This window comes from Accumulibacter sp. (genome assembly GCF_029255125.1).
Lineage (GTDB): Bacteria > Pseudomonadota > Gammaproteobacteria > Burkholderiales > Rhodocyclaceae > Accumulibacter.
Map to the genome: position 1 here is coordinate 1 of NZ_JAPUVR010000008.1, position 4,396 is coordinate 4,396.

The window sequence follows — 4,396 nt, forward strand, 5'->3', positions numbered from 1 at the left end:
AATCCTTTGCCGACGCGCGCTTCCACAGTCGCTTCTGGCGTTGGTACGGCGGAAGCGCGCTCGACGAGCTGCGCCAGCTCGACTGGCGCGAAGACTACTGGCAGTTCGGCAAGCTGCTGCAGCAAATCGCCGCCAGCATCGCGCGGCACGACCTCGAAGAGAACGTGCGTAGCGTGCGCTGGGCGCTACGCGAGTTGCCTAGCCAACTGCTGCGCTGGGGCGGCGAAGACCAGAAGAACACACCGACGCCCGAGCGCCCGAATAGCGAATACCGCAAGAAGCTCGCAGCCGCGCTGCACGACCTCGGCGCGCGCGCTGCCGGCGAGCCCGTCCGCTTGCTGCGCCGCGACCTCGACCCGAACTACCGGCCGCCGCTGCGCGCTGCCGGCAACCCCCGCGCCGGCACGAGCCCAACATCGGCAGCGCCCGGCGCGAAGCGCAGCGCGCCAGCCGGTACAGCCGCCGGCACAGCGTCAACCCGCCTGCGCACGGCCGTCCGCTCGCTGTGGGAGACGCGCCACGCCAAACCACTGCTGGTCGTCGGCGCGCTCGCTGTGTCGGGCGTCGTCGGGTTTGTCCTGCGCGACCTGCCGGGCGGCACCTCAGCCAGACCGACCACGCCTCCCGAGACGGTCACGCCCGCGCCCGTCGCTACGCCGCCCGCACAGACGATTCCGCCACAAGCCGCCGCCGCGCCCGTCGCGCCGCCGGCGCCGGTGGCGGCGGGTGATGCGGCGGCGGCGTGCTGGCGGGATGGGGGGTGGGTATCGGGTTGCGGTTTTGCGGCGTACGCTGGGGGGCCGACGATGCGAGTGGTGGGGGGCGATTTGCGCTACCGGATGGGTTCGCCGGAGTCGGAGAAGGACCGCTTCGCTGATGAAGGGCCGCAGCACGAAGTAGCATTCGCGCGCCGTTTTGCGCTGGCGGAGAGCGAGACGACGGTTGCGCAGTACCTGGCGTGCGTCGAGGAGAAGGCGTGCGACGAACCTGAGTGGCGGCAGGCGGGTAGCGCACGTCACTACCAGACGGGCACCGATACGTACTACCGAGACCGGGATGCGCACCTGGCGGACCGGCCGATCAGCGGGGTGAGTTGGCACCATGCGCAGCAGTACGTGCGTTGGCTGAGCGGCAAGGGTCAAGGGAAGTACGAGTTGCCGAGCGAAGCGATGTGGGAATACGCGGCGCGTGGTGGAAGCACGGGGCGGTGGTATTTTGGTGACGACGAAAGTCGGCTGGCGGAGCACGCGTGGTATTGGAAGAACGCGGGGGGCAAGCTGCACGCGGTAGGCACGACGCAGCGCAACGAGCACGCGTGGGGTTTGCGCGACATGCATGGCAATGTCTGGGAGTGGGTGGCGGATTGCTGGCATGACGATTACAACGGAGCGCCGGGCGATGGCCGGGTGTGGGAAGGGGGAGATTGTGGCCGTCGGGTGTTGCGCGGCGGCTCCTGGAACGACTATGCCGGGGACGCCCGCTCGGCCTGCCGCATCTGGGACGCGCCTGGCTACCGGAACAACTATGCCGGTTTCCGTCCTTCCCGGATGCTTCCGTAGCGGAGCGCAGGAAGCTGACCCCGTGGCTCCCTTCCCCCTTTACCCCGTGATGACGATGACGAAGGAACTGCGATGAATCCACATGAAGAGAGTGGTGTTGAGGAAACAGGGGGTTCGGGGGCGCCAGCCCCCGAAAAAATTTTTTTGCCGCGGCGCGCTAGCGGTAATGGCCCGGCTTGCCTGGCATGCACTGGCGGCGCGAAAGGCCAGGCGGAGCAGGCGCTCCGACACCTGCACGCCGGCTTGAGATTTCGACTGCGACGCACGCGGCTCGACGAGCGCAGCACCTGCTGTCGACCTGCAGAGCCGGTGCGGAGTATCGCGGCCAGGTCCGGGAAAGCGGCCGGCCTGCGTTCAAGATGACGACACAGCCCGGCTGCAGTCGGCGATGGCTGCCGTCGGCCAGCCCGCAACTGTCGGCAACCCGCGTTGGCGATTCACGGCAGGCCGTCGACATCGCTCGCCAAACCCTGTGCCGACACGTTTCGCGCGGAAGTGCCGCAGCGAGGGGCCGAACATCGACGGCTTGTGGTCGTCCGTCATACGCCCATTCCCGGCTTTTCCTCGTTCGATTCTTCCGGCATGAACGCGGCCCGCATGGCTGCCACAAAGGCGGCAGCCTGTTCCACCATTTCCCGCGCATCGCTCAATTCCACCAGATCGCCCTCGTAGTCGGCAACGTAGCGGAAGGTCTCAGCGCGTTTCAAGAGGCGGCCCAGTTCCTTCGGCAGCGGCCCGTTCCTGACCAGACGATCGCTGAAGGCGTTGAGGACGCCTTTGTGCGTCTTGCCCACATCGAACCCCGAGGCCAGCAGGGCGGCGCGGGCGGCGTCAAACATCGCGTAATACGCCCGGCTGGAGGCGCCGTCAGCGTCCCCGGTAGCGAGCAGCACCTGCCCCGATGCCACCGCCTGCCGAGCCTTCGCCATCAGGTCTTGCGCCCTCACAGCCTGACCCCCTCCCGGGCGATGTTGTAAAGCAGGGCCGGATTCGAGGAGTTCTCCGGGCGCTCCCATTCATCCAGCCACACCGGCAGAGGCGCGATATTGATACCCGTCTCCAGCAGCACGTCGTAAGCCACGTCGGCCATCGCCAGCGTGGTCGGCAGAACCCTTTGAGGTTCGCCGTTCAGCAGTACGGCCACATCGGCATCGCTGTCGGGACGATGCGTCCCCCGGGCGCGACTGCCATAGACGATTGCGCCGGCGATGTCGTAGCGGCTAGCGATCAGAGCAAGAAAGCGCTGGACCGCGTCCTCGGTGTCCTGGTCGATGTGGTCGCTTTGTCGCACGCGTCACTCCTTATCGAAACTCGTCGAGACGATCGGCCGCAAGAATAGCATTTCAAGAACCCTTCCGCAGTCTCGAGCACAGCGCTACCCGACCCGCGGCATCAGCCAGGCGACGGCGGCCATCGTGCTGGCGAACGTGGTTCGACCTCGGCGGTCTGCAGATCCGGCTCGAGTCGCTGCTCGGCCGCCCCACCGATCTCCTGACACCCGAACCCGCCGCCGAAGTTGGGGTCATCTCAGAAAACGCAAAATAAAGCACGCTAAGCCGGTTGCAGTGGCCGTAGCGGCCTGAACTTGCCCGCGCCGATCTTGGCGCTGCTGCGCCAGAGGTAATCGCCGGTCAGATTGACATGCTCCCAGCCCAACGGGGACAGGTACTGCAACAGGGCGTCATCGACGGCCTGGCCGTGGCCACGCAGGGCGTTCGCGGCCCGTTCCAGATAGACCGTGTTCCACAGCACGATGGCGGCAGTCACCAGGTTCAAGCCGCTGGCCCGGTAGCGCTGCTGCTCGAAACTGCGGTCGCGGATTTCGCCCAGGCGGTTGAAGAACACGGCGCGGGCCAGCGCGTTGCGGGCCTCGCCCTTGTTCAGCCCGGCATGCACGCGGCGGCGCAGCTCGACGCTTTGCAGCCAGTCCAGGATGAACAGCGTTCGCTCGATGCGCCCCAGCTCGCGCAGCGCCACGGCCAGGCCGTTCTGGCGCGGGTAGCTGCCGAGCTTCCTGAGCATGAGGGAGGCCGTCACCGTGCCCTGCTTGATTGAGGTGGCCAGCCGCAGGATTTCGTCCCAATGGGCGCGGACGTGCTTGATGTTGAGCGTGCCGCCGATCATTGGCTTCAGCGCGTCATAGGCGGTTTCGCCCTTGGGAATGTAGAGCTTGGTGTCGCCCAGGTCACGGATGCGCGGCGCGAAGCGGAACCCCAGCAGGTGCATCAGCGCGAAGACATGATCGGTGAAGCCCGCCGTGTCGGTGTAGTGCTCCTCGATGCGCAGGTCAGATTCGTGGTACAGCAGGCCGTCGAGCACGTAGGTCGAGTCGCGCACACCGACGTTCACGACCTTGGTGTGGAACGGCGCGTACTGGTCGGAAATGTGGGTGTAGAACGTCCGCCCTGGGCTGCTGCCGTACTTCGGGTTGATGTGGCCGGTGCTCTCGGCCTTGCTGCCGGTGCGGAAGTTCTGGCCGTCGGACGATGACGTAGTGCCGTCGCCCCAATGCTCGGCGAACGGGTGCTGGAACTGTGCATTGACCAGCTCGGCAAGTGCCGCCCCGTAGGTTTCGTCGCGGATGTGCCAGGCTTGCAGCCAAGCCAGCTTGGCGTAGGTTGTGCCGGGGCAGGACTCGGCCATCTTGGTCAGGCCCAGGTTGATCGCGTCGGCCAGGATCGCGGTCAGAAGCAGGTTCTTGTCTTTGGCCAGGTGTTACGTCCCGCCCGATTCAAGACTCTGCGTCCCGAGCTATTCCGGGGTGAGACAAGAGGAAAGTCCCACGCTGTAGTCGGGCGGATTTTGGCCGGCATCAGCGTGGGACAAGGCGCTTATCG

The 4,396-nt window shown here is 66.4% G+C and carries 3 protein-coding genes and 1 pseudogene; 1 reads left to right on the plus strand and 3 read right to left on the minus strand.

Features of this window, described 5'->3' with window-relative positions:
- Window positions 1-1,559 (plus strand): formylglycine-generating enzyme family protein (locus Q1L59_RS00375; RefSeq protein ID WP_300327318.1); only part of this gene is annotated, 1,559 nt, incomplete at its 5' end.
- Between the two features lie 539 nt (window positions 1,560-2,098).
- Here Q1L59_RS00375 and Q1L59_RS00380 read toward each other — a convergent pair.
- The 3 genes and pseudogenes from Q1L59_RS00380 to Q1L59_RS00390 all read right to left on the minus strand — a co-directional run.
- Window positions 2,099-2,488, minus strand: a complete 390-nt coding sequence (locus Q1L59_RS00380; RefSeq protein ID WP_300327319.1) for a HEPN domain-containing protein — start codon at window positions 2,486-2,488, stop codon at window positions 2,099-2,101.
- A 14-nt stretch (window positions 2,489-2,502) separates the two neighbouring features.
- The gene (locus tag Q1L59_RS00385; protein ID WP_300327320.1) at window positions 2,503-2,850 is read right to left on the minus strand and encodes a nucleotidyltransferase domain-containing protein; all 348 of its coding nucleotides are present in this window, start codon (window positions 2,848-2,850) and stop codon (window positions 2,503-2,505) included.
- Between the two features lie 260 nt (window positions 2,851-3,110).
- A pseudogene (locus tag Q1L59_RS00390) lies at window positions 3,111-4,271 on the minus strand (Tn3 family transposase); the annotation flags it as partial.
- Window positions 4,272-4,396 lie beyond the last annotated feature (125 nt).